The organism is Pseudoalteromonas sp. J2K-J599 (assembly GCF_059295115.2).
Genome location: NZ_CM200272.1, coordinates 302264 through 321900, shown reverse-complemented (window position 1 = coordinate 321900; position 19637 = coordinate 302264). Strand labels below are relative to the sequence as shown.

At 39.6% G+C, this 19637-nt stretch carries 21 protein-coding genes and 1 pseudogene; 8 read left to right on the top strand and 14 right to left on the bottom strand.

Annotated features, from left to right (window positions below; all coding sequences use genetic code 11):
• Nucleotides 1-16 precede the first annotated feature (16 nt).
• Nucleotides 17-937, bottom strand: a complete 921-nt coding sequence (yddG, locus tag AC5NT5_RS18270; protein ID WP_494513722.1) for an aromatic amino acid DMT transporter YddG — start codon at nt 935-937, stop codon at nt 17-19.
• Nucleotides 938-1431: 494 nt separating this feature from the next.
• Here yddG and AC5NT5_RS18265 point away from each other — a divergent pair, with 494 nt between their 5' ends.
• The 7 genes from AC5NT5_RS18265 to AC5NT5_RS18235 all read left to right on the top strand — a co-directional run bounded on the left by AC5NT5_RS18265 (nt 1432) and on the right by AC5NT5_RS18235 (nt 9103).
• Nucleotides 1432-2085, top strand: coding sequence for a TetR/AcrR family transcriptional regulator (locus tag AC5NT5_RS18265; protein WP_494513721.1), 654 nt, complete (start codon nt 1432-1434; stop codon nt 2083-2085).
• Nucleotides 2086-2088: 3 nt separating this feature from the next.
• Nucleotides 2089-2571, top strand: coding sequence for a putative 4-hydroxy-4-methyl-2-oxoglutarate aldolase (locus AC5NT5_RS18260; RefSeq protein ID WP_165740670.1), 483 nt, complete (start codon nt 2089-2091; stop codon nt 2569-2571).
• 406 nt (nt 2572-2977) lie between these two features.
• A complete protein-coding gene (locus tag AC5NT5_RS18255) occupies nt 2978-4180 on the top strand; it encodes an amidase family protein (RefSeq protein WP_494513720.1) in 1203 nt (400 codons plus the stop codon).
• The gene (locus AC5NT5_RS18250) at nt 4177-5760 is read left to right on the top strand and encodes a gamma-glutamyltransferase family protein (protein ID WP_494513719.1); all 1584 of its coding nucleotides are present in this window, start codon (nt 4177-4179) and stop codon (nt 5758-5760) included. The genes AC5NT5_RS18255 and AC5NT5_RS18250 overlap by 4 nt, the downstream gene beginning before the upstream one ends.
• Nucleotides 5748-6572 (top strand): sulfite exporter TauE/SafE family protein, encoded by an 825-nt coding sequence (locus AC5NT5_RS18245; protein WP_007378545.1) that lies wholly within the window; start codon nt 5748-5750, stop codon nt 6570-6572. Before AC5NT5_RS18250 ends, AC5NT5_RS18245 begins: the two co-directional genes overlap by 13 nt.
• A 3-nt stretch (nt 6573-6575) precedes the next feature.
• Nucleotides 6576-7805, top strand: a complete 1230-nt coding sequence (gene pucG, locus AC5NT5_RS18240; RefSeq protein ID WP_494513718.1) for a (S)-ureidoglycine--glyoxylate transaminase — start codon at nt 6576-6578, stop codon at nt 7803-7805.
• A gap of 14 nt (nt 7806-7819) precedes the next feature.
• Complete coding sequence (locus tag AC5NT5_RS18235) at nt 7820-9103, top strand: allantoate amidohydrolase (RefSeq protein WP_494513717.1); 1284 nt, start codon at nt 7820-7822, stop codon at nt 9101-9103.
• A 128-nt stretch (nt 9104-9231) separates the two neighbouring features.
• Here the strand turns inward: AC5NT5_RS18235 and AC5NT5_RS18230 are convergent, their stop codons facing one another.
• From AC5NT5_RS18230 to AC5NT5_RS18170, 13 genes and pseudogenes are all read right to left on the bottom strand, one after another.
• Nucleotides 9232-9534 carry a hypothetical protein gene (locus AC5NT5_RS18230; RefSeq protein ID WP_024596154.1) on the bottom strand — a complete coding sequence of 101 codons (303 nt, stop codon included), beginning with the start codon at nt 9532-9534 and terminating at the stop codon, nt 9232-9234.
• A gap of 44 nt (nt 9535-9578) precedes the next feature.
• Nucleotides 9579-9766 (bottom strand): annotated as a pseudogene (locus AC5NT5_RS18225) (DUF1272 domain-containing protein); the annotation flags it as partial.
• Nucleotides 9767-9819: 53 nt separating this feature from the next.
• Nucleotides 9820-10182 (bottom strand): 2OG-Fe(II) oxygenase, encoded by a 363-nt coding sequence (locus AC5NT5_RS18220; protein ID WP_494513716.1) that lies wholly within the window; start codon nt 10180-10182, stop codon nt 9820-9822.
• A 235-nt stretch (nt 10183-10417) separates the two neighbouring features.
• A complete protein-coding gene (locus AC5NT5_RS18215) occupies nt 10418-11956 on the bottom strand; it encodes an OpgD/OpgG family glucan biosynthesis protein (protein WP_494513715.1) in 1539 nt (512 codons plus the stop codon).
• A 347-nt stretch (nt 11957-12303) separates the two neighbouring features.
• On the bottom strand, nt 12304-12537 hold the full coding sequence (locus tag AC5NT5_RS18210; protein WP_010553583.1) for a hypothetical protein: 234 nt from the start codon (nt 12535-12537) through the stop codon (nt 12304-12306).
• A 166-nt stretch (nt 12538-12703) separates the two neighbouring features.
• Nucleotides 12704-13216 (bottom strand): hypothetical protein, encoded by a 513-nt coding sequence (locus AC5NT5_RS18205; protein ID WP_033038241.1) that lies wholly within the window; start codon nt 13214-13216, stop codon nt 12704-12706.
• 109 nt (nt 13217-13325) lie between these two features.
• Nucleotides 13326-13673, bottom strand: coding sequence for a hypothetical protein (locus AC5NT5_RS18200; protein WP_494513714.1), 348 nt, complete (start codon nt 13671-13673; stop codon nt 13326-13328).
• Nucleotides 13674-13982: 309 nt separating this feature from the next.
• Nucleotides 13983-14567, bottom strand: a complete 585-nt coding sequence (locus AC5NT5_RS18195; protein ID WP_197120548.1) for a GNAT family N-acetyltransferase — start codon at nt 14565-14567, stop codon at nt 13983-13985.
• A gap of 316 nt (nt 14568-14883) precedes the next feature.
• The gene (locus AC5NT5_RS18190; RefSeq protein WP_024593235.1) at nt 14884-15306 is read right to left on the bottom strand and encodes a hypothetical protein; all 423 of its coding nucleotides are present in this window, start codon (nt 15304-15306) and stop codon (nt 14884-14886) included.
• Between the two features lie 79 nt (nt 15307-15385).
• A complete protein-coding gene (locus tag AC5NT5_RS18185; RefSeq protein WP_494513713.1) occupies nt 15386-15784 on the bottom strand; it encodes a hypothetical protein in 399 nt (132 codons plus the stop codon).
• 111 nt (nt 15785-15895) lie between these two features.
• Nucleotides 15896-16216 carry a vWA domain-containing protein gene (locus tag AC5NT5_RS18180; protein ID WP_197120545.1) on the bottom strand — a complete coding sequence of 107 codons (321 nt, stop codon included), beginning with the start codon at nt 16214-16216 and terminating at the stop codon, nt 15896-15898.
• A 503-nt stretch (nt 16217-16719) separates the two neighbouring features.
• Nucleotides 16720-16971, bottom strand: a complete 252-nt coding sequence (locus tag AC5NT5_RS18175) for a Rho-binding antiterminator (protein WP_494513712.1) — start codon at nt 16969-16971, stop codon at nt 16720-16722.
• 10 nt (nt 16972-16981) lie between these two features.
• Nucleotides 16982-17821 carry a DUF417 family protein gene (locus tag AC5NT5_RS18170; RefSeq protein WP_494513711.1) on the bottom strand — a complete coding sequence of 280 codons (840 nt, stop codon included), beginning with the start codon at nt 17819-17821 and terminating at the stop codon, nt 16982-16984.
• A 283-nt stretch (nt 17822-18104) separates the two neighbouring features.
• Here AC5NT5_RS18170 and AC5NT5_RS18165 point away from each other — a divergent pair, with 283 nt between their 5' ends.
• Entirely contained in the window at nt 18105-19571 is a 1467-nt protein-coding gene (locus AC5NT5_RS18165; RefSeq protein ID WP_494513710.1) for a DASS family sodium-coupled anion symporter, read from the top strand.
• Nucleotides 19572-19637 lie beyond the last annotated feature (66 nt).

Below are 19637 nucleotides of genomic sequence, written 5' to 3'. Positions count from 1 at the left end.
TTTAATAAAATTAGTCTTATGTTGCAGACGCTATTTGGGGTTGTTTAGGCTTTTCTCGCGTTACAAAGTAACAAATTAGCGAGCCCACTGTTACCAGCACAACCCCCTGCCAAAACGAAGCACTCAGCATAATAGATAAATACAACGCCGAAATAATAGTAGAAAACACCGGTGTAAAGTACGAAAGCGTTCCCAAAAGCATTAAGTTACCGGCAATAATAGCTTGATTCCACAGTGCATAACCGCTCCCCACGACTACACCAGCTAATAGCAACGTTATGCTTGAGCTGAGCGAAAACGTTAATGGCGCTTCATTACTAAAACTATATTGCGCCCACAAACTCATTGCCGTAACAGTAAAAAATAACGTAATGGCATTTTTACCATTACTCAGCTTTTGCGTTACTACGCAATAAATAGCCCATATAAACGCTGCAGCTAATGCCATTAAGTAAGTAGCAGGATTATCAGCAAAGTTAGTCACAAGCGTATCGAGTGACATTTTTTGATCGCCCGTAATACACCAAGCAACGCCTAAAAAAGCAATGACCATGCTTGGGTAAACCCAGAAACTTACTTTTTTACGGCCAATAATAATAGAGAGCAGTATAGTCAGCGTGGGCCATAAATAATTAATAACCGCCATTTCCATTGCCTGATGACGACTATTTGCCATACCAATAGAAAGTGCCAAACAAATTTCGTACGCTACAAATAATAAAGTACCTATTACCAAGTAACGTTTTGAAAACCCACTAAACTTGGGCACTCCCATAACCAAAATTAAAAATATCGCACTGACAGAATACATAGCCGCCGCACCACCAATGGGGCTAAACAACTCAGAAATATCCCGTAGTAATGCAACTAAGCAACTCCACAGTAATATTGCAGCGACTCCATATAGTGTATATTTATTTTTGCTTATAAAATCCATTTGCCAATCCAAAAGTACTACTCGTAAATTTGAAACTAAACTAACAGTAATTATTTAATTAAACAATAAGGGTCTGTTGTTCTTTCAAGGTTAAATTTGCAGCACTCTGTTTGGTATTTAGGCAAGGCAGAACCTATATAGTGTGGTTATTCCCCATTAATGGGCGATAACGTAGCATTAATGCCAAACAGGCGCTGCCCAAAGGGTTCTTCCTAGGGGCTACTTACTCTTTGTTGCCTACATGGATGTAGGTAAGGGGCGTGAGCAGGACGCGGAAGCTTTGCTCGGTTTTTACTTAGCCCACTAGGTTACAAATCTCGCGCCGCGATTAAATAGCCCCTAGTTTGAACAAATTTTAATCCGCAAAGTTCAACAGACCCTAAAGTTAATAGCTTAAACCTCTCGCCTGTTTTTAACATTCACACTTTTTAGTAATTGACCTTTTGGTCAGTAAAGCTACAATCAATCAATACGTTAAACACGCAAACTCTATAATGACCACACAAATAAAGCCAAATAAAAAAGAAATTACACGCGAGAAAAACCAAAAACTAATTTTAGATGCCGCCGAGCAATTGTTTTCGCAATTAGGTTACGACGGAGCAAGTATGAGCATGGTTGCTAAAGAAGCGCAGGTGCCAAAAGCTAATATTTTGTATTACTTTAAAAGTAAAGATGGTCTGTACGAGTCTGTGATCGACCGCATAATAGCTAATTGGAACTTAGGGCTCGATAACGTCACAATTAACGACGATCCAGCTACCGTGCTTTATAACTATATTAAAAGCAAAGTAATACTCGCCGTAAATCAGCCAATGCAATCTCGCTTATTTGCCAGTGAAATACTGCGTGGTGCCCCTTATTTACAAAACTACTTTAGAACCAATACCCGCCCTTGGGTTAAACAAAAGGTTGATGTACTTCAAGCATGGATGGATGCAGATAAAATGGATAAGGTTGACCCCTATCATTTGCTCTTTACTATTTGGTCTACCACGCAATATTACGCCGACTTTCAGGCTGAGGTTTTACTCGTAATGAACAAATTAGAGTACGACGAAACCGATGTGGCACAAATTACGCAATCAATTGCCCACATAATTTTAAAAGGTATTGATCTTAAAATACCTGAGCAAAGTGAGACTTAACCCATGACATCGTTTACTACACCCGATTTGTTTGACGATCATCGCGATAACGTGCAAGTAGCAGACAGCGGCCTTTATCACTTTGGTAAAAAAACCACGTTTTATGGCAAAGTAGTTACCGTTACCTGCCCAGAAGACAACTCTTTTGCTGCCGATATATTGCATGAAAATGGTGAAGGTAAAGTATTGGTTATAAACGGTTTTGCGAGCAAACGCTTTGCATTTATAGGCGATATTATGGCTGAGCGTGCCTTAAGTAATGGCTGGGAAGGCGTAATAATAAATGGCTGTTGCCGAGATATTGAAATACTCGCCACAATGAACTTACCTGTAATGGCGCTAGGCTCTACACCGCGTAGTACCTTAAAGCGCGGCTTTGGTGATAAAAACCAAGCTGTTACCATGCTTAGCACCACTATTGAACCTAACGATTGGGTTTACGCCGATATTAATGGTTTAATCATCAGTAAAACGCCCCTTATTTAGCACTCAAAACCATATAAATAAAGACCAACTTGGTGCATCTGCGCACCAAATTGGTTTGTTTTAGCTCATTTTAATCTCACTATTTCTACAGCCCACACTTACAAATCTCATACAACCCACTAAATCCTGACCAGTTGGACAGGATTTTAATTTATGGCATTCCTCTTGCTTAGTCTAAGCACTATAAAATCAAAACTACCGATTAAAAAGCACAGCTTTAGCAATTGCATTAAATTAGTGATCTATTATAACGAGAAGAAAATGACGCAGTGAGTGCGCTATTTAATCCGATAAAATGATCATGTTTTTAATAAAATTGGTATTCATAATAATAACCAGCCCGCTTTTTAATCACTCTTAACTTAATAAGTAAGTACTTGGTCAGTTTTATAATAATGAGCTGCAAATGAGTGATAAAAAAAACAACAAAGGTATATTTTGCAATCACGGTCCTACCCTGTGGCAAACAAACCACTCTGGAGTGCTTGCAAACAATCGCTTAGCTGTAAAAGATGTATTTGCAGTAAAGGGCGAGCGTAACAGCGCAGGCAACCCAAACTGGTTTAAAACAGCTAAACCGGCTCAAAATACGGCAAGCTCGGTTAATAAGCTCATGACCGCTGGTTGTAACTTTATAGGCTTTACCCATACTGACGAACTGGCTTATAGCTTAGAGGGTAGTAATATACATTATGGCGCTGCGCAAAATCCTAAATTAAAAGGGCATGCTTGCGGTGGTTCGAGTATGGGGTCTGCTGCTGCAGTTGCTGCAAACTTAGCTGATATTGGCTTAGGCACCGACACCGGCGGCTCAATTAGAATACCCGCCAGCTATTGTGGTTTATATGGCATAAGGCCAAGCCATAACGTGATTGAAAAAGACGGCCTAATACCGTTGGCTCCCCCTTTAGATACCATAGGTTGGCTTACCCAAAGCGCCGAGCTATTAAGCAGCGTTGGCGATATATTATTACCACAACAAGCTATTAATAAAGTAAATACGCTGGTTATTTGCGAAGCACTATTTGAACTCGTTGACCCTGCTTTACAAGCCCCACTTAAACAATTGCTTGAAAAAACCAAGCCTAATTTTAAGCACCATAAAGAATTTGAACTACCTAACAGCAACTTATTAAATGAACTTGCGGATAGTTTTAGAGTACTGCAAGGGCGAGCAATCGCAAAAACGCATAAAGATTGGCTTCAATTGCCGGGGCAACTTCCCCAGTTTGCTCCAGCAATTGCGGCACGTTTTAATATGGCGCTTGCCCTAACTGATCAAGAAGAACAAGAAGCACTAAAAGTACAAACCCAATGGCAAACACTAATAGCTAAAAACCTAAATACAAACAGCTGTTTATTTTTGCCAACCACCCCCACAACCGCACCTAAATTAGGCGCCGACACAAGCGCCTTACGCATGCAAATTATTACGCTTTCGGCAATTGCAGGGCTTAGTGGCTCAGCGCAAGTGCATTTACCGCTGGCTGATTTAGCAAATGATCATCCGTATGGTTTTTCATTAATGATGAGCCACGGTAACGATAAAAGCCTACTTGCTTGCGTTAAGCACCTAGCTGCACACTTTAAACAGGACACACCGGCATGACCACACACAACATTGCATTTACCGCGTCTCATTTTTCGGCCACTGAGGCGGGTATAAATATACTAAAACAAGGCGGTACAGCTACCGAGGCTATGGTAGCGGCTGCCGCTGCTATTAGCGTTGTATACCCACATATGAACTCAATTGGTGGCGACAGCTTTTGGCTTATCGATAACCCAAACCAAAAAACGCCCACAGCTATTGACGCCTGCGGCCGCGCAGCAACTAATACAACGGCATATAACTTGCTCACGCAAATACCAGAGCGCGGCGGATTAAGCGCACTTACTCAAGCGGGCACAATACGCGGCTGGCAAAAGGCGCTTGAACTAGATGAGCACGCAGCACTACCACTGTCACAAATTTTAGCACCCGCTATTGAGCTTGCGCGCGAGGGCTTTACCGTTACAAAAAGCTTGCAAGCAGGCTGCGAAAAGCTAGCCACTGCTAACAATACCAATGACGCGTTTAAAAACCTCTACATACCCAATGGCAAGCCCTTACAAGCAGGTCAACATTTTAAAAACCCTAAACTTGCAGCAACGTTTGAATACCTAGCAAAACATGGTTTAAACGCATTTTATGAAGGCGCACTTGCCAACTCATTTGCCGCCGACTTAGCAAAAGCAGGCAGCTCAATTACCGCAGGTGACATTGCAAATACTAAAGCCGAGGTAGTTACTGCGCTAAATGCAAACCTCAGTGGTATTGATTGCTACAACTTACCCGCGCCAACACAGGGCGTGCATTCACTACAAATAATTGGTGCCGTAAATAAGTTAAAGCATTTAGCTAAAACCGATGCCGACTGGACGCACTTAATTGTTGAGGCAACTAAGCAAAGCTTTACCCATCGCCCTACCCTTTGGGCTGACCCTGATGTGTTGGGGGATGATTATAAAAACGCACTAACCGATGATCGCTTAAGCGAACTTGCTAACAATATTGATATGAGTAAAGCCAAAAAATGGCCATTTAACGCAGAGCCTGGCGATACTGTGTGGATGGCAGCCAGAGATAAAAACGGGCAATTAGTCAGCTTTATTCAAAGTATTTACTGGGAATTTGGCAGCGGAATATTAATGAGTGAAGGCGGCTTTGTGTGGAATAACCGTGGTTTAAGCTTTAGTTTAAACAATCAAGATACCAACGCTCTTGCTCCAAATAAAAAGCCCGCTCATACACTTAACCCAGCACTGGCAAAGTTTAGCGATGGCCGTCGACTTGCTTACGGAACAATGGGCGGTGAAGGGCAGCCACAAACTCAAGCCGCTGTTTTTGCAGGCTACGCATGGCGAAATAAATCTATTAAACAAGCAATTAGCGACCCTCGTTGGTTACTTGGACGCACATGGGGCGATACGAGTACAAATTTAAAAATTGAAAAAGGGTTAGTTTTTCATATAGAACATGAATTAAATCAACGTGACCACGATTGGGTAAGCGTTGATAATAATAACGAAATGATGGGGCACGCTGGGGCGATTTTAGATACACCTACAAGCCTTGAAGCTGCAACAGATCCTCGTTCAGATGGACGTGCAACAGTAACTACAGCAGGAACACAATGTCAGAAATAATAAATCAATGGCCAATTATAGTAGCCTTAATAGCAACCGGTATTTTTGCCGGTATTTTAGCAGGACTTTTTGGTGTAGGCGGCGGTATTGTTATCGTCCCTGTGCTGTATTTTTTACTGCAAGGTTTTGGCGTAAGCCCAGAGTCGGCAATGATGATAGCCACCGCTACATCACTTGCAACCATAGTACCTACTTCGCTTTCATCTATTCGCTCGCATCATAGCAAAGGGAATATTGACCTTGCGCTAATAAAATACTGGGCACCATTTATTTTAGTTATGGCCGTTGTAGGCAGCTACTTAGCGCACTCAATACGCGGTAATGCACTGGTACTTATGTTTGCCTGTATTGCTATTTTAGTCAGTTTAAACATGCTATTTAGAGCCGGCGCACCCGCGCTTGTAAAACAACTACCAGGTAAATTTGGTCAAGGCGTTATGGCAAGTATTGTAGGTGGTTTGTCGGTAATGATTGGCATAGGCGGCGGCACTATTGGCGTACCTATGCTAAACGCATTTAATGTACGTGCCCATGTTGCAGTAGGTACTGCGGCCGTTTTTGGTTTATTGATTGCGCTACCTGGCGTTATTACCTTATTAAGTATTGGCACAACGCCAACCGATGCTCCCCTAGGTACGTGGGGGTTGGTTAACCTCCCGGCCTTTTTTCTTATTATTCCGCTGACTATTTTATTTGCGCCTATTGGCGTAAAAATTGGTAGCAAGCTGGATCAAAAACAACTAAAACGCGCCTTTGCCGTTGTATTAATGATAACCGGCATACGCATGCTTATTCAGACTCTGGGAGCCTAAAATATGTTTAATAACACGCAAGTTCAAACCTTAAACCCACCACAGCGTTTATTAATGGGACCAGGCCCAATTAATGCCGACCCTCGTGTTTTACGTGCTATGTCGGCGCAGCTTATAGGCCAATACGACCCAGTAATGACCGGTTTTATGAACGAAACCATGGCACGTTACCGCGAAATTTTTAAATCTAAAAACGAATGGACCATGCTAATAGACGGCACATCGCGCGCAGGGATTGAAGCCGTATTATGCTCAATTTTACGCCCAGGCGATAAAGTACTTGTGCCAATTATGGGGCGCTTTGGCCACCTACTTGCTGAAATAGCAGAACGCGTTGGCGCAAAGGTGCACACAATAGAAGTACCGTGGGGCGAAGTGTTTACGCCAGAGCAAATCGAAAAAGCCATTGTTGATGTAAAACCCCATGTACTTGCTATGGTACAAGGCGATACATCCACCACCATGAACCAACCTCTTGAGCATATTGGCGATATTTGCCAAAAGCACGATGTACTATTTTATTGCGATGCCACCGCCTCTATTGTGGGTAACGAACTTCCTGCCGATGAATGGAAACTCGATGCACTTTCGGTTGGTCTGCAAAAGTGTTTAGGCGGACCTTCTGGGTCTGCGCCATTAACGCTTAGCGACAAATGCGCTGATTGGATCCAAAAACGCAAAAAGGTAGAAGCAGGCATTCGCACGGCCGATCATACCGACGGCACAGAACCCTTTGTACGCTCTAACTATTTTGATTTAGGTATGATCATGAATTACTGGGGAGAAGAGCGCCTCAACCATCATACCGAAGCCACCAGCATGCTGTACTGTGCCTCAGAATGCGCCCGCATAGTCATTGAAGAAGGCGTGGATAACTGCGTAGCGCGCCACAAATTACATGGAGATGCCATGCTAACGGGTATTCAAGCGCTCGGCTTAAATGTATTTGGTGATTTAACACATAAAATGAACAACGTACTGGGTGTGTATATACCCGAGGGCATTAATGCCGATCACGTGCGCGGACAAATGCTAACCGATTTCGGAATAGAAATTGGCACCTCGTTTGGACCACTGCATGGAAAAATTTGGCGTATTGGCACCATGGGCTACAACGCCCGTAAAGATGCTGTATTACAAACACTTGCAAGCCTTGACGCTTGCTTACATGCCAACGGTTACAAAGGCCCTAAAGGCGAAGCCGCCATTGCCGCCCTTGTTCACTATAAATAAAAAAAGGATTTAGCATGACGATTGAATGCCCACAACACAGCCCTTTATTAGATAAAGAACTTGCTGATGAATACGCAACACGCGCTTTATCTCGCTGTAAAACTCTCAGCGCACTATCGCAAATGCAAGGTGGCATTCACCGTGTGTACTTATCAAAAGAGCACAAAGAGTGTAACGCCGTTACTGCATCGTGGATGGTTGAGGCAGGCATGCAATCGTGGCAAGACGAAGTGGGCAACCTTTGGGGGCGACTAAAATCATCAAACCCTCATGCTAAACGTTTAATTATAGGATCGCACCTAGACACCGTACCAAACGCAGGTGCGTTTGATGGTATTTTAGGTGTACTACTGGGGATAGAAATTGCAGCGCTTGCAAATAAGTTAAAGCTCGACCTGCCCTTTCATTTAGATGTAGTGGGCTTTTGCGATGAAGAAGGCACCCGCTTTGCCACCACTTTAATTGGCTCAAAAGCCCTCGCTAACGAATTTGACCCACAGTGGCTAAACATTGAAGACACAAACGGCATAACTATGCGCCAAGCCATGCTCGACTTTGGCCTAAACCCTAACGACTACGCAAAGGCCGCACTAAATAAAAGCGAATTACTAGGTTACTGGGAAACTCATATTGAACAAGGTCCTGTACTCGAATCGGTTAATCAGGCATTAGGCGTTGTAACTGCAATCGCAGGTGCTAAACGCGCCATGCTTACCCTAACAGGGCAAAGCGGTCATGCGGGTACAACCCCTATGAACTTACGTCAGGATTCGTTAGCAGGCTGCGCTGAATTAGTAACCGAAATTGAAAAACTTGCAAACAATGCTAAAAATGGCGAAGTTGCCACCGTAGGGCAAATACAGTCTCGCCCTGGGGCTACAAACGTGATTGCAGGTAAAACAACCATTAGCCTAGATGCACGCGCACAAAGCGACACCGATCTCGCTAACTTACTAAGCGCCATACAAAACAGCGCTCAATCTATAGCAAGCAAACGCAATTTAACGCTTGATTGGCAATGGACGCATGCCGCCGATGCCGTAGCGTGCGACACCACTATTCAGCATTTGTTTTCAAGCGCATGTAAACTCAATAACCAAGCATCGCCTTCACTTGCCTCAGGCGCAGGGCACGATGCAATGGCAATCGCTCCAATTTGCCCCGTTGGCATGTTGTTTATACGCAGCCCTGGCGGTATAAGCCATCACCCAGCAGAAGCGGTTATCGACAAAGATGTAATAAAGGCACTCAGTGTAATGTACAGCGCGCTTTTACTTTATGTGAAAGAGCGTGAGTGATTTTAAGGTAATCGAGTAAACCAAGTATATTAACTTGGTATGCTTAGGGGCTTAAACCTCCTCAAAGTCATTTGGAGGTTATTACTGAAGGCAGGTAAATGCAGGAATATACGTTATTTAAAGTAGCTTTATCGGGCTGCCCTTTGCTCTTTTAGGCTAAGGCGTTTATGTGAGCTATATACATGTTGAATGTTTGTACCATTAACCAAATATGCATCCATTTCGACGGTAATTAAACCCGATAATGGCTTGATTTCTAGAACACCCAACTCACCTAAATTTGCAGATAGTAAAGTATTATTCCTAATAGCTAACAAAGTTTTGTCAGTATCTCGTAAGTCACCATTCACATATAATTTAGCACCACTAAACCAAGTGTTAATTATTTTAACTTTGATTGACTTAACAGTAAATTCAAAGGATTTTCTCATCAGATCTCCATACCCAGAAAATGTAATTATTATACTTTATGTTCTTATATGTTTGGCGCACAACCACTTTCGTTTAATACCCGCTTAGTCGATGCAGGGTAATTTTTTAGTGCAGCCAAAGGGCGAATTGGCCGCTGAACCAAATTACCTGAGCAGTTTGGGCACACGTTATTTAATACCGTTTGAGCACAGCCAGAACAAAATGTGCATTCAAATGAACAAATAAAAGCCTCGTGGACTGTGCAGGTAGATTCTTATCACAACATTCACAATTAGGTCTTAAATCTAGCATTTAGCGCTCCCTTTTATCCACCCAATGCTGAGTAAATATCGACTACCTTTTATAACTTTTGATACCTGATGCTCACTTACATCAGGGCGGAATAGCTTAACCCGCTTTGTTTCAAATATCGGATCACTGCAAATAAACTCACCACCCAAATCTGCTTTTTTAAGCACTATATTCAATCGATAGTGTTTACCAGATTCAACTTTATCTGTGTGTGGTGCTATTTCACTTCCTTGTGGGAATTTAAGCAAATATGTATCAAATTTAATTGGCCACGTAGCACCACAAATCAACATTTTATCGTAGCCTGATTTTTGTCGGCCTCGCTCCCAACAAAATAATTTATTCAAAAAAAACATACAATCCCTCGAAACAGCTAACAAGCTGCAGGTTAACTCGTTTTTTTATTTTTATTGATAAACAAACCATAGCCGAGTTCATATTTTGATTCAATCGATTACTGTATTTTATGTGGGATATAAAAGGGAGTTTTAATGGTGTTTTGATTGGCGTTTTAAAAGACATTATGGTGGCTATAATTGACAGAAAATCAAAATATAGCCACCCGTTTTACTTTAATGCTTATTTAAGGACTTATTTAATCGTTACCTTTGCATCACTTACCCATGTTTCAGTTATAGCTTCATCATTTTTATCAACTAAATACGCGCGTATGTTCACCGGATTGTTGTTAGCTTGCTTGTAATCAAACGCTAATCGCCATTGGTTTGTACCCACTATAGGGTAAGCGCCAATAGGTTCTAGTATTTCACCGTTGCTGGCTTCAACAATCGGCTTTATACCACTTTTATTATCTAAGCCTTTAAATACTGGACCTTCAAAATCAATCACCATCTTGTTAACGCCTTCAGGAATAGGCTGGCCGGGAATTCCGCCTAAGCCTTGGCGAGTATTTACAACGCTTGCAAGCGTTTTTGATTTTGGATCGAGTGGACGCCATTCAATATCATAAGAAAAGGTAAACTCATCACCTTTGCGCGCCTCTTTTTCGGGCACCCAATAGGCAACAATATTGTCGAACGTTTCATCTTTTGTAGGAATTTCGATTAACTGTACTGCGCCTTTGCCCCAATCGTCAGTAGGTTTAATCCACGCTGATGAACGCTTATTGTAAAATACGCCGTCGTCCTGGTAGTTATTAAAGTCACGATCTCTTTGGATTAAACCAAACCCTTTTGGGTTCTCATCAATAAAGCTATTGGTCGACACTGACTGAGGATTATTTAATGGGCGCCAAACGTATTGACCCGTTCCTGTGTGAATCGCTAGGCCATCGCTGTCGTGAATTTCTGGGCGCCAATCTTTAGCTTCTGTTTTATCTTTTTGTGAGTACCAATACATACTGGTTAACGGTGCTACGCCTAAGCGTTCAACATCGGCACGCATATACAAATTAGCCGTTACAGAGGTAATATGGCCTTTGGCTTCTTTGTTATCTTTACTTAAACCAAATCGATAAGCACCAGTGATAGAAGGCCCTTCAAGCAATGCCCAAACAGACACGCTTTCACCTTTTTTCTCTGCGGGGCCAATCCAAAATGCAGAAAAGCGCGGAAATTCTTCTGGCTGATTCATACCCGTATTAATTGCAATACCTCGAGCCGACAGTCCATATTGCCCCTCTGGCCCGTCGGTACGAAAATAAGACGCGCCTAAAAAAGATATCCAATCTGGTTTCATATCTGGGCGCATTATTCTAAAGCCTGCAAATCCAAACCCTTCTGGGAGATCGTGAGCTGGGCTGTCATCAGGCATATCAAAAACATCATTACTAAAAGGTACATTTTGTACCTGATTTTTATCGTCTCTGATGTAAATACTTACTGGCTCAGGAAAATATCGCCCAGGATAAAATAATTGTACAGGTGCCTTTTTTCCACTTGGATATAAAGTTTCATCTTCTTTAAAACGTATTTTCCAATGTTCGTCATAGGTAATTTTATCGATTAGCTCCGGCGCTGGCACCTTGGTTTCAGTATAGGGCTTTTCGGCTGAGGCTTTTGCCAGCGCTTTTAAGTCTTCGAATGAAAACTGTGTTTTATCTACTGCTTCTGTCGCGTAAGACGACATCGAAGTGCTAAAAATAATTGCGATAAATAACTTTAATTTCATAAAAAGAATGTCCAATAAATTGAGTCAAATAAAAATGGGAACGCTGCACGAACGTATGTTTAACTTAAAGTTCTGTATGGATATTACGTCACGCAATATGAACTAGCGTTTACTAAAGTATTGTTATTTGACTACAGGACCTCCCATAATTAATTTTTTTAGGGTATTGGTTTTAATAGAAATTGCGCGCGTTTGATGATATCGCTGAAGTGAAAATAAGTGGAATAGCGCAATTTATTATTAGATCGCTGGTATTTAAATGGATAAGGGTTGTATCTAGGTGGTGGAAAACGAAGAGGCTCAACACTTTGAAAACTTGCAATTAATGGCTGAATTTTACTTGGCCTTCACTTCAGGGCATGTTTTGAAGTTAATTTTTCAATGGCATTTTTAGCTTCTTTCAAACTTACACCATGAACAGATCTATAATATTTTATTGCTCTAACTTTATGACCTGATTTTAAAGCAACAATAACATCACCTTCAGTTACGCTGCCATGCTTAGGTATTGAGTTACCAAATATTAATATAAATAAAACTGCAATAACCGCTAAAACCCCCCAAATATATTCAATTTCCATAAATATCCTCGATGTTCGAAAAATAATGAGCCTGTAGATTAACTCGTTTTTTATTTGTTTTTATTGATAAACAAACCAGAGCTGAGTTCCTCTTTTGTTTGTAATAATGTTCACCAAGAGCAAAATGTATTTTTATCTTATTTTAATTATTCTTATTGGCTACAGGTTAAATAGCCTTTCGCATTTTATTTAATAACTCGTAGCATGCTTTATACAACAGTATTTCCATGTCTTCGTTATGATACAAAGGACCCCAACGAAAAAAGCCTCTTAAGCTAAATTTTTTAGCTATGAATTCGCGCCACGTAACAGATTTAGAAACGCTGAACGTTTTAATCGTCTTGTTGTGTTTAATGTTATACAAGCGCGATACTAACTTAACTTTTGGTCGCCAAAATAGCGGAATAATAGCTGTATCAAAATCTATAGTGAATGCATCACCACCATGCAAAGTAACTATAACAACATCTAAACCAATATCTGACTTTTTAGGCTCTTTAATAGACGAAATGCTGTGAAGACAAAAAATATCTTCAAGCTTCTTGTGCATATGATCTTGTAGTGAATCGCCCGTTATATAAAAAAACGACTCTACCTTAGAAAAATGGCTGCTATTAGCTACAGCTAACGATCCCAAATAAACATTTGGCTTTTCAGAGCTAAACCAATCGAATAGCAAATTTAAATTCCTTTTTTACTTATGCCGAATAAATAGGCCGTAAGGTTGTTATCTAAGGTTTGGGTGAAAAAGCAAAAACCAGCTGTTTTTGTTCTGCTTTACGATTTGTTTATTTACGCTCAACTATTTTACGACGTAATTGAATACCAAGTAATGTCCCTAATAAAACAGCAATAACATGCAACAAAGCTGATATTAAATATATCAAAAGCTCCATTGGTATTTTTAACAAAATGTATATTAAGGCACCGACACTTAGATCAATAAACCAATAAACCGCCGCAACTAAAAAGGCTTGTTTATACGGACTCACTGTTTGCTTATAGCCTAGGTAACAATAAACGATTAAAGAGGTTACAAATCCGAGGGCGTAATAAGTAAAAGTTAATGAGGTACTCTGAGTCATTTCATCAAAGCCAACGATCAACGTTGCTATTGTTGATAAAGTAACTAGCAATAAATACAAGCCTACTGAAAAGAGTACAATCCTAGAGTATTTCACGATAATCCTTTAGTAATATAATTAGGCTGTAGATTTGAATGCTAACGAGCCTGTAGAATAACTCCAACAGCCAAATTCAATTAATTAGTTTCTTTAATCTTAACGAGCCTGTAGATTAACTCGTTTTTTATTTTTTTGATAAACAAACCATAGCTGAGTTCCTATTTTGGTTCAATCGTTACTGTATTTCACGTGGAATATAAAAAGAGGACTAGGTGTTGTTTTAATTGACGTTTTGGAAGGTATTACTGGAAATTTAGTGTGCTAACTGTTTGTTATCGTCCTAACTTGGCGTATTTCAGAGTACTCGGACTGAATTAACCCAAAGCATTTAAGATCGTGAAACTGATTTTTCCAGTAACCACTTTGACGCCTTATACCTTCCTCTTTGAACCCAACTTTTAAAAGGAGTGACTCAGATGCAGAGTTTCCAAGAACAGTATCGCCTTGAATACGATTAAGTTTACCGCAAGATAAGTCACCTGAAAATGCGGCTTTAACTATTCGATGAACTGCTTCAGTAGAAAAACCCTTACCCCAATATTTAGGCAGTAAATCATATCCAATAACAGCATTTTTCATTTTAGGGCTCCAAGTATTAAAGCCGCAAGTACCTATAAGTTGATCTGTTTCTTTTAGGCGAATAGCCCAACGAATACCTGAGTTTTCTTTAAAACGAGCGTTAAAAAACTCAATTAAATGGCTGGCTTGTGACAGTTCAGTAAACGCCTCTAAATCATAATATTCTACAACTGAATTATCCGAGAACAACTCAAACAAACTATTTGAATCTTCTTTTGATAATTGATCTAACCTTAAGCGATTTGTCTCTAAAGTTGGAAATGACAACCTAAATCCTCCGTGAAATATAACAAGCCTGTAGATCAACTCGTTTTTTAATTTTTTATTGATAAACAAACCATAGCTGAGTTCCTATTTTGGTTCAATCTATTACTGTATTTCACGTGGAATATAAAAAATTGTTAGCTGTTGTTTTAATTGGTGTTTTGGAAGGTATTACGGGAAAGTTTAGTGTGGTTGGCTTTTTACTCTTTCTTTCATTGTAGCTCAGCTTTTTGCGTGATTCATTTTTATAAAACTCACTTAACCCGCTGCTTTAATTTATTATTTATGTAAAAGTTAGAATGAATTTCATCCTAATTCTTTAGCTTTTGTTTAACTCTATTTTTGAAACGTAAAATACAATACCAGCAACAAGGCCTACTATAGAAAATAAAAACAATTGTAAAAAGCTATATCCATAACCTATTAACGTAATTGAACCATTTTCGACCAATACCTTACCATTAATAATTGAGCTATCTAAACCTGAAGGGAAAACAAAAAAGAAAGAAACTAAGCAAGTAGATATAACTGAAGATTTGAGCACTGTATTTAGCGAATAATCACAACTTTTAGTGATAAATTTATAAATTGGAAATGCTGTTACTGGAACTAAAATTAGAACAACTATTAACGTCCAAATAAATATACCAAAAGGAATAATAGTAAATTTCATTTCAATTGCCATTGGCGCTAAAAATGCAACAACTAAAGAGGCTAAAATAAAGCTAAATATTGTTCTCAACTCGAAACCCTCTTAAAAAGCTAACGCCTGCCATAACCAGATTTGTGGCGCTCTTGCACAAACCCGATTAATGGTTTTGTTATGTAAGGTCACCGTCAAGTCCAAATTTTTCCCTGTTCAAAACTAGCGCTGCCAGTACAGTTACTCCTAACACTGTACCAACAGGGAACATGAAGAGTAACAATATTGAATATATTATTAGTGCCCAAAAAAGCCACTTAGTTCGATAGTTTAAGCCCACAACGGAAAATGTTAAAAAGCAAAGCGCAACTAAAAATAAGATGAACCCTGTTACTGTAGACAAAGCTGTTGATGACATTTCTTCTTGTGATATTTTAGGTTCATTATTTCCAAACAGCGTTATCTCTTGAAATGAAGAGGACATAATTAAATATGAATCAACAATCCCCCAAAGTGGTGCCCAGAAAAGCAATAATCCCAAAACTGCGACGTATTTCCCTATAGTTTCCTTGTTCATTATCTCTCCTCACGTAGTTATATAAAGAGCCTGTTAACAGGCAGAAAATAGTTAGTTAAATTAGCAACAAAGGAACAAAACCAACTATTTTTGTCCTTGTTTAACAGCCTGTTATGCATTGTTTACACTACAGTCAATTGTTGCGTTAATCTTTGGTGGGTAGACAGAACCAAACTGACTATGCGAGCCATAAGTACCCATTTTATATTTTTTTACGTATATATCACTAGATTTGCATAACTCTTTTCCTTTGAGCTCTACCAATTCGACCATATCTGTTTCATTAAGATCGGTATGACCAAAAACCTCAATTGAATACGTCCCATCAGAGTTTTTACTTACATCGCTATATTGGACTATGACACCTTTATAAGTTTTCATTCCAACACAACCAGAAATTATTAATATGATTAAAGGTAGATACTTTTTCATGCTTATCCTTAAACACCTAACAGCTTATTGAGCACCACTTTGGGGATTTATAGCACCCCAAAACGGCGTATATTACAATGTTCAATAATTCCACTAAACAACTTTAATGTAAACAAGTAATTAAATATGTTACAAAAAACCCTTTGTAATTTTTTCACCAAAACGGTGTTTAATAATGTTATTGGACAAAACAAAAATAGAGCTTTATTTATGTAGCTACCTTTAGACCATAATTAACAAACGGACGGATACTAAGGGCTAGTTAAGGCTTATTGAGGCTTACTTATACTGGTTTAGCATTTTTATACGCTTAATAGTTGGCGTTTAGACTTGTTCGGTGGAAAAACTCGAGTAAAGAACAAAAGAAAGTAATAGGTAAATTTTGGCTTTATGTATTTAGCGTGTAATTAGCTAAAGCATTGGTTAGATAAGCGAGCCATAAACATATTGATTGATACAGACTCGCTAGAGATATTTATGATAAAAACGAATGAGTGAGGTATTTACTTTACTTCGAAATTCACATGGTCAAAGTATGGATTTTTCTCACGCGCTTTAAGTACGCTGATTGTAGTTAGCACAATGAGTTTCAACTCGCTATTTACATTAACAACTATGCATTCGTCTCTATTAGCATTGCGTTTTGTGTCAGTTGCTACGCCACATACACCATCACCATTTTTTAATATAAGCCCAATGCTTAAATGGTGCATACAGGCAATTTCGATGTAATCGTATTGGTTGCAACTGATCATAACGTCCTCTTTATTTAGCCGGTTTAAAAACCATTAAAAAAGCAATAACAACAAGGTTGGCTATATACCACAGATCTTTAATTACAAACTGTCCTAAACGATCCAATAAAGTGGAAGAACTAAATGCACCGGTTGCGGTAATTAAGAATGTTTGGGTCATCATAAATACGCTTAAACACGCTAAGCCACTTACAATAATTAGCTTTTTATTATTTAAAAATAACCCTAAGCCCAATAACACGGCAAATAATACATCAAACCCGCCAATTACGTTAGACGCGCCTTGTACGCTAAATACCGTGTATAACCACGACATAAACGGTGAGGTTTCTACTAAACTTACAATGCCTTTTGCTTCAAATTCATAAAACTTCATGCCGCCGATCCACAATAAAACCATAGCAACCGGTATAAAGTTTAAAAGTGCGTGTTGTTTGTCGGTAAGTTTGTCTTTATAAAACAAAAATAAATATAAAGGCACTACAGCAAAATATTTAATTATGCCCTGCCCGCTACCAATGATTGGAAAGCCACCAAGTTGCGCCATCCAACGGTTACTGGCAAACAAGGTAAGTAATACAACTAAACTTATAATTGCTGCAAGTAAAAGTGCTGGTGTAGGTTTCATTAGTTTAAGGCGAGCGAGCACGGTGGCAAACGCTAAGGCAATCATAAAGGAGCCACTAATCAAACCTAATGCAGATACAGACATTAGCGAATCAACGCCATAAAAACTAAACGTAGCCGTTAACGTATTAGGGTTTGCTCCTAACGCAAACGATAAGCCAAGTAGTAAAAAGCTACTCGCTAATAAAAAAGTAATCACGTTGTTGGTTAGTTTTAAGTTCATTGTATTTCCAAGTATTCGTTAAGACTTACTAAGACCTTGCTAGTCGATAAAACAATTCAAGCTAACTCTCAAAAATCATAGTTGATTAAGCACACTGTAAGCTCTTATCGGGTAATGTAATCAATCACTTTAGTTTATGGTTAATTTCCTCTTTATTAATAAAATTAAATAAGTCTAATATTCATATGATGTGCGTCATCTTTTTTATTATTAAATGAAGTAGAATAACGTCGCCTTTTCAATAAACAGAATGCATGCATTTCTAAAACTTAGGGATATTTTAATGAAGGGTACTGATATTCGAGTTACCTCTGGACTGATTTCTATAGCCATTGTTTTACTGCTTTGGTTTGCTGTACCGCCTCCGCAAGGTGTTACCGAAAACGCATGGCATTTGCTCGCTTTATTTATTGGTACTGTTGTTGCCATTATTGGTAAAGCAATGCCTATCGGCGCCATTGCTATTATAGCTATTACTTCTGTTGCGTTAACCGGCGTAACTAATGACAGCCCATCTGGCGCTATTAAAGATGCATTAAGTGGCTTTTCTAATTCATTAATTTGGTTGATTGGTATTGCTATTATTATTTCTCGGGGTTTAGCTAAAACTGGTTTGGGAAATCGTATTGGCTATAATTTTATTTCTCTTTTTGGTAAAAAAACAGTTGGTATTGGCTATGCACTCGCACTTTCTGAACTTGTTATAGCACCTGTAACGCCAAGTAATACCGCGCGAGGCGGCGCTATTATTCACCCAATTATGAAGTCTATAGCAACAAGCTTTGGCTCGTCCCCTGAGGAAGGCACATCTCGTAAAATTGGCCACTACCTTGCTTTAGTGAGTTACCATATAAACCCTATTACATCAGCTATGTTTATTACAGCGACTGCGCCAAACCCGCTAATTGTAAAGCTGATTGCTGATGCTACCGGTGCAAATATCAGTATTACTTGGAGTACGTGGGCGCTGGCAGCGCTTGTTCCTGGTTTGCTATGTATTGCCCTTGTGCCTTTGGTTGTTTATGCCATTTACCCACCTGAAGTTAAAAGTACACCCGACGCTAAAACCTACGCAGAATCTAAATTAACTGAAATGGGCCCAATGAGTTATGGCGAAAAAATAATGGTGGGAGTTTTTGCCATGCTGCTTGTTTTATGGGCTGGCGTACCTGCAATGATTTTAGGGGCTGACTACGCAGTTAACACAACGGCAGTGGCTTTTTTGGGTCTTTCGGTTTTATTAGTGACTGGTGTATTAAGCTGGGACGATGTACTTAAAGAAAAGTCTGCGTGGGATACCGTTGTTTGGTTTTCAGCATTAGTAATGATGGCCACTTTTTTAAATAAACTAGGTTTGGTAACGTGGTTTTCAACACTTATTGAGAGCAATATTGCGCAACTAGGCTTTGACTGGATTGTATCGGCTATTATATTGGTAGCTGTGTATTTTTATGCTCATTACTTTTTTGCCAGTACCACAGCACATATCACTGCTATGTTTGCCGCATTTTACGCCGCAGGTTTAGCGCTTGGCGCTCCGCCTTTATTTTTAGGTTTACTGCTAGCTGGCGCTTCATCACTGATGATGTCGTTAACGCATTACGCAACAGGCACATCACCCATAGTGTTTGGCTCAGGCTATGTATCGTTAAAAGACTGGTGGGTAATGGGCCTTATAATGAGCGTTATTAATTTAAGTGTATGGGGAATTATTGGCGGGCTTTGGTGGAAAGCACTTGGGTATTGGTAGTCTTGCCTTTGTTAGTTTAGCTTGCACATTTAATACTGCGCACTTATTTTAGTTCGTTCTACAAAT